Raw genomic sequence first — 14,973 nt, 5'->3', positions numbered from 1 at the left:
CGGAACGTGCCCGGCGCACGGTTCAGCCGGCGTCGGCCGGGATCTCGTACAGCTCCAGCGGCAGGTCGTCCGGGTCGGCGAAGAAGGTGAAGCGGCGGCCGGTGTACTCGTCCACCCGGATCGGTTCGCAGGCCACGCCGGCCGCGGTCAACCGCTCGATCATCGGCTCCAGCAGATGCACGCGGAAGGCCAGGTGGCGCAGGCCCTGCGCCTCGGGGCGGCTCGGCCGTGCCGGCGCGCCCGGGAACGAGAACAGCTCCAGCTGGCTGCCATCGGGCAGGGCCAGGTCGAGCTTCCACGAGTCGCGCGCCGCGCGATGGTTCTCGGCGATCACCTGCAGGCCGAGCACGCGGGTGTAGAAGTCTCTGGAGCGGGCGTAATCGGCGCAGATCAGGGCCACGTGGTGGATGCCGATCAGTGGGGACGTGTCAGAAGCGTTCATTGCAGAGTATCCAGCCAGCGCCCGGCGATCTGCAGCGCCAGCGGATAGGGTTCGGGGGCGTTGCGGTTGCTGAGTACGATCACGGTGAGGCGCTGCGCCGGATAGCGCAGGATCACGTTGCGGAAGCCGATGCTCTCGCCGCTGTGCCACTGCGCGCCACCGTTGAGCCGCCAGCCGAAGCCGTAGAACGGCACATCCGTCTCGGCGGTGGGGGTGGCAGGGGAGAACATCTGCTTCAACGAGGTCGCCTTCAACAGGCGCTGGTCATACAGCGCCGCATCCCAGCGCGCCAGGTCATCCAACGAGGAATACACGCCACCATCGCCGAGCACCGCGCTGGTCGGGTTTTGATCGGTACGCTGCCAGCGCCCGTCGCGCTCGCTGTAGCCATAGGCGCGGCGCGCGACGTCGTCCACGCCGTCCTGATGCGCCACGCTGTCGCGCATGCCCAGCGGCAGGAAAATCCGCTGGCGCAGGAAGCTGGCGAAATCAGTGCCGGCGGCCTTGCCGACCACCAGCGCCAGCAGCGCGTAGCCGCTGTTGCTGTAACGGTAGGCCGAGCCCGGCGCGAAGTATGTCCGGTCCTGGTGTTCCAGCAGATGCAGCACGTCCTGGTCATGGACCTGCACGGTCGCGTCGGCAGCCATCAGGTCTTCGTAGTCGAGCAGGCCGCTGGTGTGGCTGAGCAGCTGGCGCAGGGTGATGGCATCGGCGGCCGCTGGCAACGAGGGCAGCCAGCGCTTCACTGGGTCATCCAGGGTCAACGCGCCATCTTCGGCCAACAGCAGGATCGCCGCGGCGGTGAACTGCTTGCTGACCGAGGCCAGGCGGAAATGGGTCTGCGCGGTCACGGCGGTGCGATCTTCCAGCACCGCCAGGCCGTACCCGCGCCGGAACACCGGCCTGCCGTCGTGCAGGACCAGCACCGCGGCGCCGGGGACCTGGCCATCGTAGCGCTGCATCAGCGCATCGATGCCCGGATCCGGTGGCGTCAGCACCGGCGCTGCGATGACGGTGCCGCTGCCGGCGATGCACATCGCGCTGATCCACACACGCAGATGCCGCACGATGTGCATGCTCGGTTCCTTCAGGGCGCGGGCGCGGGCGTGGCCGGGCTATTCTGGCTGGCGATCCAGCGGGCGATCTTGGCATCCAGGATGTCCAGCGGCATCGAGCCATCGCGCAGCACTTCCTCATGGAAGCGGCGCGCGTCGAAACGCGGCCCCAGTGCCGCCTTGGCCTTGTCGCGCAGCTCCATCATCTTCAGCTCGCCCAGGCCATTGGCCAGGGTCTGCCCGGGCAGGGCCATGAAGCGCTCCGCTTCGGCGGTGGCATCGCTGGCGCTCATGTCCGCGGTCTTGACCAGATAGTCCACGGCCTGGCGCTTGCTCCAGCCCTGCGCGTGCACGCCGGTGTCGGCGGACATGCGCGCGGCACGGGTCAGCGCGGCCTGCAGGTAGCCGATCCGCTCATACGGATCCTGATAGACGCCCAGTTGCTCGCCCAGCGACTCGGCATACAGGCCCCAGCCTTCCACGAAGGCGATATCGCCGCCCAGACGACGGAAGCGCGGCAGCTTGTCCAGCTCCTGCTGCAGGCCCAGCTGCACGTGATGGCCCGGAATGCCCTCGTGCAGGAACTGCATCGGTGCGGACCAGCGGCGGCGGCTCGGCAGATCGCCGGTGTTGATGTACAGCACGCCCGGGCGCATGCCGTCCGGCAACGGCTGCTGGTAGCTCACCGCGCCGGCGGTGGCCGCGCGTTCGGGCTCGACCGCGCGGATTTCCATCGGCGCCTTGGGCAGCGTGCCGAGCAGCGTGGGCAGGCGTGCGTTGACCTGGCTCTGCAGCTGCTTGTAGCGGTTGATCAGTGCATCGGCGTTGGCATACTGGAAATCGCGGTCGGTGCGCATGGTGCGCAGCAGCTTCTGCTGCGAGCCGCGGATCTTGTTCTCTTTCATGATCGCGGCGATCTGCGCCTGCAGGGTGGCCACGCGTTGTTCGGCCAGCGCATGGATCTGTTCGGGCGTCAGCGTGGACGCGGTGCTCTGCACGATGGTCTGCGCATACCAGGCCTTGCCGCCGGGCAGGCCCGCCAGGCCATCGGTGCTGCGTGCGGCGGGCAGGTACTCGGTGGCGATGAAGCCGCGCAGGGCGCGGTAGGACGGCATGATGCGCAACTCGATCATGCGCTTGTATTCGGCGGTGATACGGGCCTTGTCGGCGGCCGGGAAATCCTCCGGCAGATTGCGTATCGGCGCCCAGAAGATGCTCTCTTCGGCGGTCGGCTTGATCACCGCATCCAGCTGCGGCAGTACTTTTTCCATCAGATCGCGTGGCTGTACCACACCGGCGGCCATGCCCTGGCGCATGTTGGCGATGGCCTGTTCGAACAGGGCGGGAATGCCCAGCGAACGGCGTGACCAGCCATCGTAATCCTGCACCGTGTTGAAGGGCTGCGCACCGGAGCCGGAGCCGAGAATGGCCATGATGCTGCCAAGGTTGTAGTACTGGCTCACCGGCAGCATCCAGCCGGGGAACTGCTCGGCGGCCAGTGACATGCGCGCATCGCGCACGAAGATTTCATAGCTGAGCAGGTCCTGGCCGGTCAGGCCATCCGGGCCGATCTTCTCGACCTTGCCCAGCCACTCCACGGTGAAGTCATGCGACTGCTGGCGGTAGGCGGCGGAGAGGATGTTCGGGAGCTGATCGTTGTGGCGGCTGTCGCCCTGGAACGTGGCCTGCAGCGGATTGAGCCGCATCGAGGCATCCCAGTACTCATCGTAGATCCGGTCCAGCTGCGCGGCCTTGCTCTGCTGGCGCACCAGCGGCTGGCGGGCAGGGGCGGCGGCCGGGCGTGCACGCGGCTTGGCCTTGGGCTTGGCAGCGGGCCGGGACTGTGTCGCGGCGGGCCGGGTGGCCTTCTTCTTGGCAGCTTCGGCCGGGGCGGCGGCGCTGAAGGCCATCAGGACGGCGATGGCAAGCGCCAGGGCGCGGGCGGGGTGGGGCATCGGCTGTTTCCGTAAACGCACAGACACGGGAGCTTGCCCGATTCGCCTGCGTACGGCCAGCACCGGCCCCCGGTCAGCTTTGTCACGTACGGCGCTCAGTCAGCTGCGGCAGCGTGGGGCTTCCGCGATGCTCAACGATCGCCGGCGCGGGTGAACGGCACGCTTTCCGGGGCGACCGCGCCGCCGGAGATGATGAAGCTCATTGCCTGGTCCACGGTCCAGTCGGTGGGCGTGAGCAGTTCCACCGGCACGATTTCCAGATAGCCAGAGGTCGGGTTGGGTGTGGTGGGTACATACACCGCCGCCAGTTCGCGGCCGGTGCCCTGTTCCTTGATCACCCGGGTGACCAGGCCGACCGACTTCATGTCCCGGTGGGGGAAATCGATCAGCACCACGCGCTGGGTACTGCCCGGCTCGGTCTGCAGCATGTCCAGCAGCTTCTTGGCGCTGTCGTAGATGATGCTGGCCAGCGGAATGCGCTTGATCACCGCGCCGAACCAGCGCAGCAGGCGCTGGCCGATCACGCGGCGGCTGAGTACGCCCACCGAGAGGATCACCAGCAGCGTGGCGGCCAGGGCGATGATGTCCTGCATCCACTCGACCTTGATCCAGCCCAGGTAATGCGGGAACGAGGCGGCGATCTGCTCGGAGAGCGGCACCACCAGCGGGCTGGAAATGCCCGAGAGCAGCACGAACACGAATTTGACCACCACCCAGGTCAGCCAGATCGGCAGCAGGGTCAGCAGGCCGGTCAGGAACAGGCGCTGCAGGGAGGGACGCGGAACGAGTTGGGGGGCTTCGGGCGACATCCGCGCATTGTAGCGGTGGCGATGCCCGGTTTACGCTGGCGCTCCCTGCAGGACGCGGGGTCTGGGAGAACGCTGTGTTGAAGACAGGTCTGAAATGGGTGGGCATCTCGATCCTGAGCCTGACAGTGGCGGTCGTCGTGCTCTGGGCGGCTTCGCGGTTCTGGCCGTTGCCAGTTGAACAGCGCGAGGCGATGCGGCTGCTGCAGGCGCCCTTGCCCATGCGTGGCGAGAACGGCTTCACCGCGCTGTGGACCCTGCGTTACGACGGGCTGGAGGGCGCCGGCGGTGACGCCGTCATGGCGCAGGACGTCGAGCGGTGGCGCACCGGTTCACCCGGCCAGCGACCGGTCTCGTCCAGTGCGGAAGGACGCTTCCGCGCAACGCCGCTGTCTGCCCCGGCAGGCTGCGGCCGGCGGGGTATCGGGTGTCTGGCGGCGGTGCGCGCCGACCCGGACGGTGTCGAGGCTGCGCATGCCGGACACGACGCGCTTCACCAGCGCGTGGCCGCGCTTGCCGGCTACGGTCACTTCACCTCGCCGTTCAAGCCGTTCGACACGGATCCGATGGTCCCACTGCCGGTCTTTCAGCCGGTGCTCGATCCTGTCTCCGCGCACGCGCTCGCCCATGTGCGTGGCGACAGTGGCACCGCACTCGCCGGTGCATGCGCGGACATCCTCAGCGGTCGGCGGATGACGGGGCAGGGCGATACCCTGATCACCAGCATGATCGGTGCGGCGATGGTGGAGAGCAACGCGCGGCTGCTGGCCGACATCCTGGTTGAACTGCCTGCTGATACCGCGCTGCCTGCCATCTGCGGCGCCGCACTGGCGCCGATGACGGCCGACGAGCAGAGCCTGTGCACGGCGATGCGCGGTGAGTTCGGGCTGGCCGGGGCGGGAGTGCGCCTGACGACCGGGAACCCGGCGGCGCAGCACCTGCTGTTGGATGTGCCGCGCACCCAGGCACGCATGGCGCCGCGCTATGCGTGGGCATGCGCCGCCAGTGCTGAACGGGTGGCCACCCGGGATGCGCCCACCCCGATTCCCGGCCCCGCGCAGGATCGCTTTGCCTGCATCGCCAATCCGCTGGGATGCGCCTTGTCCAACATCACCGGGCCGGACATGCGGCAGTACGCAGGCCGCCCGCAGGACGCGGCCGCGATGCTGCGCCTGGTTGCGGCGCAGCGCTGGTTGCGGCAGCAGCCCACCCCCGCGTCCGTGGCCCTGCAGCGCCTGCCAGAAGCGCTACGCTCGCCCACCCGCACACCGGTGCTCAGCGACGATGGCCACTGGCTGCAGGTGGAGCGGCGCGCGGTGATGAGCGACGTCGGACCGACGCTGCGGGTGCCGATGCGCGCACCTGCGCACTAGCAAACGTGCCGGGATGCCGTGGCTCAGCGATCCTGTACCGATGCCAGCGGCTCGAACGCGCTGCCGTCGCCGACGGTCTCCAGGGTCCAGCGCTGCGGCGAGCTCAGGGTCTCCCAGCGCACGCTGTCCTCGTCCGATTCCATGCTGCCTTCGGCATGACGCACGCGTCGGGTCGAGTAATTGATGCTCAGGCTTTCGGTCTGCCCGGAGTTGCGCATCATCGAACTGCGGTCGTAGCCGATCAACGCGAAGGCACCCTCCTGCCAGCGGAAGGTGTAGCTGGCCGAGCCGGTCGACCAGCTGCCGGCGTTGGAGAAGAAGAACAGCGTGGTCTGCAGCGTGCCACGCACGATCGAAACGCCGGCGCCCTCCTCGAAGACATCGGACAGGTTCGGCGCCTCGTGGCGGGTGATCAGCGTGTGGTTCTGCGCAGCGAGCGAGTAGCCGGTCGGCGTGGCCCAGGCGATGGCGAGCATGCGTGGATTGCTGTCCAGCGGGCTGATGCCGAAGCCATCGTGTTCGACGATGTTGCGCGGGTCCTGCTGGCGCAGCACGAGAACGAGATCCTCGCGCTTGTCGCCGTTGAGATCGCCGCGAAGCTGCTGCTCGATGCGCCATCCTGACGGCACGAAACCTTCGGCCCGGGTGGCGTGGGCGGGCAATACCGGATAGTCGACCGGTGGGATCCGCAGTTCCTGCGCGGACGCGGGCAGGGCAGTGAGCAGCAGGGCAGCAAGCAGGGGCAGGCGCATGGTCGTCCGTGGGGTGAAGCCGGCGCGCGAGCATAGCAAGCGCGCGAGGGCTCATCCCGCGCGCTGGCGTGCCTCGGGCTTGAGGCGCAGGTAGACCTGCTTGCGCACGCGGGCGATGACCTCGCCTTTCGCATCGACAATGTCATTGCTGAACCAGTGCAGGTACTTTTCCCCGCTGGCAGTGGCGGCACGCAGTTGATCCAGCAGCGCCTCGTCCAGCCTGAACTCGGCGGCCACCGTGCCGCGGCCCGGCTTGAGGAATTCGATTTCCCCGGCGCGGTCCCAGACGTAGTAATCGCGGCCCAGGTTCTGCATCACGGTGAGCATCCAGAACGGATCGGTCATCGCGAACAGGCTGCCACCGAAATGGGTGCCCACGTAATTGCGGTTCCAGGGGCGCATGCGCAACTCGACGCGCACATGGCGGTAGTCGGCGCTGACCTCGGTGACATGGATGCCCGTGAACAGGAACGGCGGCCACAGGTTGAGGCCAAGGCGGAAGACGGAGGCCTTCATTCGGATCGCATCTCAGTGGAGAGGTGATCGGAGTCTACCATTCGCTTGCGTATGGAGTGGCGGCGCCTCAGCCCGGCCCGCCGTCGTCCACCGCATACCCATTCCGGCCGGCCGCCTTGGCCTGGTACAGCGCTGCATCGGCACCTTCGAAGAAATGCCGCGGCTCGGTGTTCGCAGTCGGCACCCGCGTGAACACGCCGACGGTCACGGTGATATGCGTGGTCGCGCCGCGCCCGGCGGGGATCTCCAGCGCCTGTGCGCGTGCGACCAGATCCTGCACCACCTGGAGGGCGCCTTCCGGCGTGGTGTCGGGCAGGATCAGCGCGAACTCGTCGCCGCCGAAGCGCGCGGCCATGTCACGGGGGCGGCGGGCATGCGCGTGGAGTTCCTGCGCGATCCGGCGCAGCACGTTGTCGCCGGCCTGGTGGCCGAACTCATCGTTGTGGCGCTTGAAGTGGTCCACATCGATCAGCACCAACGTCAACGGCCGTCCGGAACGGCGCCCCGCGTCATGCTCGGCCTGCAGGGTCTGTTCGAAGCGCAGCCGGTTGCCCAGCCCGGTGAGGGCATCGCTGTTGGCCTGGCGCCGCCAGGCACTGACCCGCCACAGCGCCCACGCCAGGATCACCGCCAGCATGCCGGTCAACGCAGCTGCCGGGGCGAACCACAGGTTGCCCGCGCGCAGCAGCACGAAGCTCAGCAGCAGCGTCGACGGCAGCGCCAACATCCCGCTCAACCAGGCGCGCGGCAGCGTCAGCAACAGGCAGCACAGTGCGACCAGTACCCCGGTGAGCGCGCTCTGCCACGCCGGAGGCAGCGGTGCGATGACCTTGTCGTCCAGCAACATCGAGGCGACATTGGCCTGGTACTCGCTGCCGCTCATCCAGCGTTCGCGGGTAGTCGGGGTGAGCAGGCGCGGGGCAATGCCGCTGGCGGTCATGCCGACCAGGATCAGCCGGCCGCGCAGCACGTCCGGGTCCACCTCGCCCTGCAGCACATCCACATAGGAGACCTGCGGAAAGCGCTCGGGCGGCCCGGCATAGCGCACGCGCACGTAGTGGTCGCGTCGCCACTGGTAGGGCGAATCGAGGCCCGGACGATCATCGCGCAGCCCGGGCAGCGGACCCGGGGGATTGGCCAGCGCCAGGCCGAGCGCTGGCCAGTGCGGGGAACCGATGCCGGCGGTGAGAAACAGCCCGCGGGCGACCCCGTCGCTGTCCACCTCGATGTCGGTGTGGCCGAGGCTGGCCGCGTTGGCGGCGATCAGCGGGATCGGCAGCAGCTCCTCGGCCATGCGCGGGCCACTGGCCGGTGCGGCCACCACCGGAAGCACGACATGGCCGTTGCGGCGGATCGCTGCGGCCAGCTCGGCATCCTGGCTGCTGTCCTGGCGGTCGGCTTCGGACAACACCAGGTCCAGTACCACGCGCTCGGTGCGGGCATCGGTGAGCCGATCCAGCAGGCGGGCATGGGTGCCGCGTGGCCACGGCCACTGACCCAGCTGCTGCAGGCTGTTGTCGTCGATCGCGACGATCAGCAGGCGCGCGTCGGGCGTGTATTCCCAACCGCCCACGTAGGCGTCGTACACCGCTTCATCCTGCGTCCAGAACCATTGCCAGTGGCTGGCGGCAACCGCAGATGCGCCGACCAGTGCGGCCAGCAGCACACGGTGTGGCCAGGGCAGATGCAGCGGCGTCACAACAGCAGCCACAGCAGCAGGGCGCCACCGCCGGCGCCGTAACAGGTGCGGCACGGCAGGGCGATCTGTTGTGTCGGCGAGAACGGACCGGCGTAGCCGTCTTCGTCGATGTACTGCACGCGGACGTGCAACGTGCCGCGCCAAGGGCGCTTGAGTGTCACCTCGGGTTGCTCGAGCTCGCGGTCCAGCAATGGCGTGGCGAAGTCGCCGCGCCGATCCAGCTGCACGCGATAGCGCTGACCCGCTTCACCGGCCTGCCACCGCAGCGTCAACTGGCCCTTGGCGGCCTCCGGCGGCTGCAGCGCCGGATCGATCGGCAGATCGGTGATGGTGAGCGGCAAGGGCTGGCTGTAGCGACCCCGGTGTCCATTGCCGTCGACCGAGGCGATGCGCCAGACATAGTCGCCCGGGGCCAGGTCCTGGCCGGGGCGCAGGTGCGTGGCGCGGGTGTCCTGTTCGAGCAGCGGATCCAGGAACTGCGGGTCGCGGGCGATCTGCAGGACGGTCCGCGCGGCGTCGGAAACGCGGGTCCACTCAAAACGGGGCCGCGGGCTGTTGATGGTCTGGCCATGCAGCGGGCGTACGGTCAGCGGGGCGATCGGCTGGTCACGCACCTGGAAGTCCTGCCCGGCATCCAGCCCTTCCACCTGTTCCGCACTGACCGCCCGCACCAGCACGCGCAGATCGCCGGGCGGCAGGTCGGGCAGGGTGAGCGCCGTGGTATCGGTATCGCGGGCGAACAGCAGCACCTCCGGTTGGTCGGCGCGGACCACTTCGACGCGGTAGCCAACGGCATCCGGCACCGGCTGCCAGGCCAGCGCAGCGGGCAGGGTGGCCAGCCGCTGGGGATCGGTCGTCAACACGGGGGCTGGCAGCAGCGCCTCCAGATCGGCCGGGCGCGCATCGCGCGACGGGCTGCGCGTGGCCTGGCCGTGGGTGACCAGACGCTGGCCGCGACGGTTGCCGACCTGCACGCGGCCTTCCAGTACCTCGGTGGCCGCGCCACGGCCGTCCCGGCCGGCGCTGACCCGGAAGACGGTGCCGCGTACGCTGCTGGTCGCCGTGGGCGCATCGATGATGTAGCGCGACGCCGGACCATTGGCAGGCGTGACGCGGTTGCTGGCACGGCCCTGTTCCAGGCGCAGGCGGGTATCGACCATGCCGGTGCGCCCATAGCGGCTGAGCTGGTCCAAGCGCAGCCGGGACTGTTCGCGCAGCTGCAGGCGTGAATCATCGGCGAAGACCACGGTGACGCTGGCATCGTCGCCGGTGAACAGTTCCTGGCCGATCCGCAGCAGATCGCCTTCGGCCACCTCGCGACGGGGCTGGCCGTCGGTCTGGCTGTGTACCGGGCCCCGCACGGCGAGTACGCGCGCCGGTGCAGGCTGGACCTGCAGCCAGGCCACGGGGAAACGGAGTTGGCTGCCGGGCGGCAGCCGGTAGGGATCGGCGATGCCGTTGTGCGACTGCAGCTGTTCCCAGGCGATGGACGGTTTCAGATAGCGGGCGCTGAGGTCCCAGATCGTGTCGCCGGGGCGCACCCGATAGGTCCAGTTCTGGGCCAGCAACGGCGCGGCGGACAGCAGCAGCACCACCAGCGCGAGCGCGCGGACGGCCAGGGGGAGACGAAGCAAACGGGTCACTCTCACGGTCATTACGGCCCTGCAAGGCGGGGCGCAGCCACGGGGCCAGCATGGCCCAGACCTCATCCTCCCCGATGGATCGCGGCCTCCAGTGTGCCGCGGCGGCATTATTGCCCGGCGGCTGTGCAGGGTTTCTGAACGTGATTCACGTTCGGCCAGAGCCCGGCAAGGCTCTGGCCCGCATAGATCCGATCATCCCGGTGAGAGCTGGCCGATCAGAACAGCAGTGAGGCCATCCGGCGGCGGTACTGGCCGACCAGGTCTTCATCCTCGATCACCTTGAAGGCATCGATCAGCAGTTTGCGCGGGCGGCCCTCGTCGTAGGTGCGGTCCCGGCGCAGCATGTCCAGGAACTGCTCCAGCGCGGCGGCGTCCTGTCCGGACAGCAGCAGCTGCACGCCACGCAGATGGCGTGCCTGCAGGTCATCGCCATTGGCCGCGATGCGGGCGTCCAGCACCTCGGGAGCCGGGGCGTCCTGCAGGGCGCTGGCGAATTCCAGGCGGGCGCGGGCGCGCACGGCGCGGTCATCGGTGGAGAGGTTGGCCGGCAGGGCGTCGATCAGGGCCGTGGCCTCGGCGGTGGCGCCGGTCTGCAGCAGCGCCAGGGCCAGGTCGAGCTTGAGCTCTTCCCTGTCCGGCTCGGCGGCGATGGCCGCGCGCAGCACGTCGACCTGGGCCTGCGGGTCGAGCGGCGGCGCTTCGACGGCTTCTGCTTCGTCCGGGGCCGCTTCAAGCGGGACCACGCCGTGCTGGGTCAGGAACTCACGCAGCTGACCTTCCGGCACCGCGCCCGGGAAGCCATCGACAATCTGTCCGCCCTTGACCAGGAACACGGTCGGGACCGAGCGGATCTGGAAGGCGGCGGCGATCTGCTGTTCTTTGTCGACGTCCACCTTGGCCAGCTCGAAGGCGCCATGGTATTCGCCGGCCAGCTTTTCCAGCATCGGGCCCAAGGTCTTGCAGGGGCCGCACCAGGTGGCCCAGAAATCGACCAGCACGGGGGTCTGCAGGGACTTCTGCAGCACCTCGGTCTCGAAGGTCTCGGTGGTGGCGTCAAACACGTGGGGCAGATCGCTCATGGTTTCAGATCAACGGGAAACTGGAGAGGAAGTGTATGGTGCCGGCTGCTGCCGGACGCAACCCCACCGGGCGGAATAGGCGCGGAACGGCGACAATGCAGGCCTTGTGAACAGGCCGGGTGCGAGATGTCGGGAATCCATCGTTGGGAAGGCGCGTTCGGCATTGCCGCCGCTGTCGCGTTCGTGGGCGCGGTGCTGGGCTTCGGCGCGGCACTGCCGTTGTTCGATCCGATCGGCCACCCGGTCGCGCTGCTGGGTGCGCTGGGCGTACCGCATGCGCTGGCCTTCAATCTGCTCGGCTTTGCGCTGCCCGGCCTGCTGGCCAGCCTCGTCGCGCTGCGCCTGCTGCTGCGGGTGCCGCGCACCGCGCCATGGTCGATGCGGGTCGGCGCGCAGTTGCTGATGCTGGCCGGGGTCGGCTTCACCGCGATGGGCGTGCTGCCGCTGGATACCAGCGATCTGGACAATCCCGCCAGCCAATACCACGCCAGTGCCTGGATGATCTGGGTGCTGGCCTTCGTGCCGGGCGCGGTGATGTCCGGAATCGGCGCGCTGCGGCTGCCGGCGTGGCGTGCCGTGGGCGCCCTGCATCTGGCGTGCGGGGTGGGCGTGCTGCTGGCCGCGTTCGCGCTGCAGGCCCTGCTGCCGGCCCCGCTGGCCCAGCGCGTGGCCTTCGGGGTGTGGCTGGTCTGGCTGGTGGCGGTGCTGCCGCTGGCCCCGGCGGCGCGGCGGGGCTGAGCGCGGGCGGGTCGTTGCTGCGCCCCGGTACGCCGCGTGGCGCGGGGCAGGGGCAGAGCGTGTTCTGCCAATCCCCTGTCAATTCAATGAGATGACAGCTTTGGCCGCGGCAGTGGGCAACGTCGATTGGAGCCCTTTGCCGCACTGCGGTACCCTGTGCCGCTTTGCCGCCGCACTAGCGTTTTTATGACCAGCGTCGAACCCAACGTTTACGATCCGCAGCAGGTTGAATCCGCCGCCCAGCAGTACTGGGATGCCACCCGTGCCTTCGAAGTCACCGAGACCTCGGACAAGCCGAAGTTCTACTGCCTTTCGATGCTGCCGTATCCGTCCGGTGCGCTGCACATGGGCCACGTGCGCAATTACACGATTGGTGACGTGATCAGCCGCTACAAGCGGATGACCGGTCACAACGTGCTGCAGCCGATGGGCTGGGATGCGTTCGGCCTGCCGGCCGAGAACGCGGCGATCAAGAACAAGACCGCGCCCGCCAAGTGGACCTACGCCAACATCGAGCACATGCGTGGCCAGTTCAAGGCCATGGGCTATGCGATCGACTGGTCGCGCGAGTTCGCCACCTGCACGCCCGAGTACTACGTGCACGAGCAGCGCATGTTCACCCGCCTGATGCGCAAGGGCCTGGCCTACCGCCGCAACGCGGTGGTGAACTGGGACCCGATCGATCAGACCGTGCTGGCCAACGAGCAGGTCATCGACGGCCGCGGCTGGCGTTCCGGCGCGCTGGTGGAAAAGCGCGAGATTCCGCAGTGGTTCCTGCGCATCACCGATTACGCCCAGGAACTGCTGGACGGCCTGGACGAACTGCCGGGCTGGCCGGATTCGGTCAAGACCATGCAGCGCAACTGGATCGGCCGCTCGGAAGGGCTGGAGATCCAGTTCGACGTGCGTGACGCTGACGGCAGCACGCTGGACCCGCTGCGCGTGTTCACCACCCGTCCGGACACCGTGATGGGCGTCACCTTTGTGTCGATCGCCGGCGAGCATCCGCTGGCCCAGCACGCGGCCAAGTCCAACCCGGCGCTGGCCGCGCTGCTGGCCGAGATGAAGCAGGGCGGCGTCTCCGAGGCCGAGCTGGAAACCCAGGAAAAGCGCGGCATGGATACCGGCCTGCGCGCCATCCATCCGGTCACCGGCGCCCAGGTGCCGGTGTGGGTCGCCAACTTCGTGCTGATGGGTTACGGCACCGGCGCGGTGATGGCCGTTCCCGGTCACGACCAGCGCGACAATGAATTCGCCAACAAGTACGGCCTGCCGATCCGCCAGGTCATCGCGTTGAAGTCGCTGCGCAAGGAAGAAAGCGCGTACGACGCCACGCGCTGGCAGGACTGGTACGGCGACAAGACGCGCGAGACCGAGCTGGTCAACTCCGAAGAGTTCGACGGGCTGGATTTCCAGGGCGCCTTCGAGGCACTGGCCGAGCGTTTCGAGCGCAAGGCCCAGGGCCAGCGCCGTGTGAACTATCGTCTGCGCGACTGGGGTGTGAGCCGCCAGCGCTACTGGGGCTGCCCGATCCCGGTGATCTACTGCCCCAAGTGCGGCGCCTTGCCGGTCCCGGAAGAGCAGCTGCCGGTGATCCTGCCGGAGAACGTCAACTTCGTCGGCACCGGTTCGCCGATCAAGGCCGATCCGGAATGGCGCAAGACCACCTGCCCGGACTGCGGCGGCGCGGCCGAGCGCGAGACCGACACCTTCGATACCTTCATGGAGTCGAGCTGGTACTACGCGCGCTACACCTCGCCGGGTGCCCGTGATGCGGTCGACAAGCGCGGCAACTACTGGCTGCCGGTCGATCAGTACATCGGCGGCATCGAGCACGCGATCCTGCACCTGATGTACTTCCGTTTCTTCCACAAGCTGCTGCGTGATGCGCGCATGGTGGACAGCAACGAGCCGGCGCAGAACCTGCTATGCCAGGGCATGGTGATCGCCGAAACCTACTACCGCCCGAATCCGGACGGCTCCAAGGACTGGATCAACCCGGCCGATGTCGATGTGCAGCGCGACGAGCGCGGCCGCATCGTCGGGGCGACCCTGATCGCCGACGGCCAGCCGGTGGTGATCGGTGGCACCGAGAAGATGTCCAAGTCCAAGAACAACGGCGTGGACCCGCAGGTGATGGTGAGCAAGTACGGTGCCGATACCGTGCGTCTGTTCTCGATGTTCGCCGCGCCGCCGGAGCAGTCGCTGGAGTGGAACGAAGCCGGCGTGGATGGCATGGCGCGCTTCCTGCGTCGCTTGTGGGCGCAGGTGCAGAAGCATGCCGCCGACGGTGCCGCCCCGGCGCTGGACGTGGCCGCGCTCAACGCCGAGCAGAAGGCGCTGCGCCGCAAGACCCACGAAACCATCGGCAAGGTCGGCGACGACTACGGCCGCCGCCACAGCTTCAACACCGCGATCGCTGCAGTGATGGAACTGATGAACGCGCTGGCCAAGTTCGATGACGTCAGCGATCAGGGCCGTGCGGTCCGCCAGGAAGCGCTGCGTGCCACCGTGCTGCTGCTCAACCCGATCACCCCGCATGCCAGCCATGCGTTGTGGCAGGTGCTGGGCCATGGCGAAGAACTGCTGGAAGACCAGACGTTCCCGGAGGCCGATCCGGCTGCGCTGGTGCGCGATGCAGTGACGCTGGCCGTGCAGGTCAACGGCAAGCTGCGTGGCACCATCGAGGTCGCGGCCGATGCCCCGCGGGATCAGATCGAAGCACTGGGTCTGGCCGAGCCGAACGCGGCCAAGTTCCTGGAAGGGCTGGTGGTGCGCAAGATCATCATCGTGCCCGGCAAGATCGTGAACATCGTGGCGGCCCCGCAGGGCTGATCCTGTCGTGCCTGCCGGGTGCCTGTGCACCCGGTCCGGTATCAAGTCCTGTTCACGCGGCATCCGGCACGATCACTGCT

At 68.3% G+C, this 14,973-nt stretch carries 12 protein-coding genes; 3 read left to right on the top strand and 9 right to left on the bottom strand.

From position 1 onward, the window contains the following. Positions 1-22: 22 nt before the first annotated feature. The 4 genes from gloA2 to ACWV8V_RS09635 form a co-directional block, all read right to left on the bottom strand. Positions 23-442 (bottom strand): SMU1112c/YaeR family gloxylase I-like metalloprotein, encoded by a 420-nt coding sequence (gene gloA2 / locus ACWV8V_RS09650; protein WP_455899552.1) that lies wholly within the window; start codon positions 440-442, stop codon positions 23-25. Then, positions 439-1,479, bottom strand: coding sequence for a serine hydrolase domain-containing protein (locus tag ACWV8V_RS09645; protein WP_455899634.1), 1,041 nt, complete (start codon positions 1,477-1,479; stop codon positions 439-441). The genes gloA2 and ACWV8V_RS09645 overlap by 4 nt, the downstream gene beginning before the upstream one ends. Positions 1,480-1,529: 50 nt before the next feature. After that, a complete protein-coding gene (locus ACWV8V_RS09640; protein ID WP_455899551.1) occupies positions 1,530-3,452 on the bottom strand; it encodes a DUF885 domain-containing protein in 1,923 nt (640 codons plus the stop codon). A gap of 131 nt (positions 3,453-3,583) precedes the next feature. Further along, on the bottom strand, positions 3,584-4,261 hold the full coding sequence (locus tag ACWV8V_RS09635; protein ID WP_123730567.1) for a DUF502 domain-containing protein: 678 nt from the start codon (positions 4,259-4,261) through the stop codon (positions 3,584-3,586). A gap of 74 nt (positions 4,262-4,335) precedes the next feature. Here ACWV8V_RS09635 and ACWV8V_RS09630 point away from each other — a divergent pair, with 74 nt between their 5' ends. Continuing rightward, positions 4,336-5,631, top strand: a complete 1,296-nt coding sequence (locus ACWV8V_RS09630; protein WP_455899550.1) for a hypothetical protein — start codon at positions 4,336-4,338, stop codon at positions 5,629-5,631. A 23-nt stretch (positions 5,632-5,654) separates the two neighbouring features. Here the strand turns inward: ACWV8V_RS09630 and ACWV8V_RS09625 are convergent, their stop codons facing one another. From ACWV8V_RS09625 to trxA, 5 genes are all read right to left on the bottom strand, one after another. Beyond that, positions 5,655-6,383 (bottom strand): hypothetical protein, encoded by a 729-nt coding sequence (locus ACWV8V_RS09625; RefSeq protein WP_455899549.1) that lies wholly within the window; start codon positions 6,381-6,383, stop codon positions 5,655-5,657. A 51-nt stretch (positions 6,384-6,434) separates the two neighbouring features. Beyond that, positions 6,435-6,899: a DUF4442 domain-containing protein gene (locus ACWV8V_RS09620; protein ID WP_259259576.1), complete on the bottom strand. Its 465-nt coding sequence runs from the start codon at positions 6,897-6,899 to the stop codon at positions 6,435-6,437. 67 nt (positions 6,900-6,966) lie between these two features. Beyond that, the gene (locus tag ACWV8V_RS09615; RefSeq protein ID WP_455899633.1) at positions 6,967-8,598 is read right to left on the bottom strand and encodes a CHASE2 domain-containing protein; all 1,632 of its coding nucleotides are present in this window, start codon (positions 8,596-8,598) and stop codon (positions 6,967-6,969) included. After that, entirely contained in the window at positions 8,595-10,253 is a 1,659-nt protein-coding gene (locus tag ACWV8V_RS09610) for a FecR domain-containing protein (RefSeq protein ID WP_455899548.1), read from the bottom strand. The genes ACWV8V_RS09615 and ACWV8V_RS09610 overlap by 4 nt, the downstream gene beginning before the upstream one ends. Positions 10,254-10,456: 203 nt before the next feature. Next, positions 10,457-11,320: a thioredoxin gene (gene trxA, locus ACWV8V_RS09605; protein ID WP_259259578.1), complete on the bottom strand. Its 864-nt coding sequence runs from the start codon at positions 11,318-11,320 to the stop codon at positions 10,457-10,459. Between the two features lie 126 nt (positions 11,321-11,446). Between trxA and ACWV8V_RS09600 the strand changes: the two genes are divergently transcribed. Together ACWV8V_RS09600 and leuS are read left to right on the top strand one after the other, a co-directional pair. Next, on the top strand, positions 11,447-12,058 hold the full coding sequence (locus ACWV8V_RS09600) for a DUF998 domain-containing protein (protein ID WP_259259579.1): 612 nt from the start codon (positions 11,447-11,449) through the stop codon (positions 12,056-12,058). Between the two features lie 186 nt (positions 12,059-12,244). Then, positions 12,245-14,893, top strand: coding sequence for a leucine--tRNA ligase (gene leuS / locus ACWV8V_RS09595; protein WP_259259580.1), 2,649 nt, complete (start codon positions 12,245-12,247; stop codon positions 14,891-14,893). Positions 14,894-14,973: the final 80 nt, after the last annotated feature.

Source organism: Stenotrophomonas sp. Ker107b (genome assembly GCF_053847245.1).
This window is presented reverse-complemented; position numbering and strand designations above follow the sequence as displayed.

Bases quoted from the DNA above. Each gene is read 5' to 3' on its own strand.
- ACWV8V_RS09640 (WP_455899551.1), bottom strand. From the start codon at position 3,452: ATGCCCCACCCCGCCCGCGCCCTGGCGCTTGCCATCGCCGTCCTGATG.
- trxA (WP_259259578.1), bottom strand. From the start codon at position 11,320: ATGAGCGATCTGCCCCACGTGTTTGACGCCACCACCGAGACCTTCGAG.
- ACWV8V_RS09625 (WP_455899549.1), bottom strand. From the start codon at position 6,383: ATGCGCCTGCCCCTGCTTGCTGCCCTGCTGCTCACTGCCCTGCCCGCG.
- ACWV8V_RS09600 (WP_259259579.1), top strand. From the start codon at position 11,447: ATGTCGGGAATCCATCGTTGGGAAGGCGCGTTCGGCATTGCCGCCGCT.
- ACWV8V_RS09645 (WP_455899634.1), bottom strand. From the start codon at position 1,479: ATGTGCATCGCCGGCAGCGGCACCGTCATCGCAGCGCCGGTGCTGACG.
- ACWV8V_RS09610 (WP_455899548.1), bottom strand. From the start codon at position 10,253: ATGACCGTGAGAGTGACCCGTTTGCTTCGTCTCCCCCTGGCCGTCCGC.
- ACWV8V_RS09620 (WP_259259576.1), bottom strand. From the start codon at position 6,899: ATGAAGGCCTCCGTCTTCCGCCTTGGCCTCAACCTGTGGCCGCCGTTC.
- ACWV8V_RS09635 (WP_123730567.1), bottom strand. From the start codon at position 4,261: ATGTCGCCCGAAGCCCCCCAACTCGTTCCGCGTCCCTCCCTGCAGCGC.
- gloA2 (WP_455899552.1), bottom strand. From the start codon at position 442: ATGAACGCTTCTGACACGTCCCCACTGATCGGCATCCACCACGTGGCC.
- leuS (WP_259259580.1), top strand. From the start codon at position 12,245: ATGACCAGCGTCGAACCCAACGTTTACGATCCGCAGCAGGTTGAATCC.